Genomic DNA, 513 nt, shown 5'->3' on the forward strand with positions numbered 1-513 from the left:
GATCACCGGAATCGCGCCGAACAGCGAGATGATCACCTTSGCGCCCCAGAACGACATCTGSCCCCAYGGCAGCACRTAGCCCATGAAKGCYTCGGCCATCAGCACSAGGTAGATCASCATGCCSAGGATCCACACCAGCTCGCGCGGTTTCTGGTAGCTGCCATACAACAGCCCGCGGAACATGTGCAGGTAGACCACGATGAAGAACAGCGAGGCCCCGGTGGAGTGCATGTAGCGGATCAGCCAGCCCCACTCCACGTCACGCATGATGTACTCGACGGAGGCGAACGCTTCGGCCGCATCGGTCTTGWAGTGCATCGTGAGGAAGATGCCGGTSACGATCTGGTTGACCAGSAYCAGCAGCGCCAACGAACCGAAGTAGTACCAGATGTTGAAGTTCTTCGGCGCGTAGTACTCGGTCAYGTGCTTGCGGTACATCGGCATGAGAGCCGGCGCCCGGTCGTTGACCCAGTTCGCGACGTTGTTGACGGTGCGCGTAATCATGCTCATGGC

The 513-nt window shown here is 59.5% G+C and carries 1 protein-coding gene; it reads right to left on the minus strand.

Annotated elements, in window-relative coordinates:
* Positions 1-510, minus strand: a 510-nt coding sequence (locus ACXJKJ_RS32315; protein WP_457395851.1) for a cytochrome b, incomplete at its 3' end; no start/stop codon positions are given.
* Positions 511-513 lie beyond the last annotated feature (3 nt).

The sequence above is a fragment of the Roseateles sp. P5_E1 genome, from assembly GCF_054049335.1.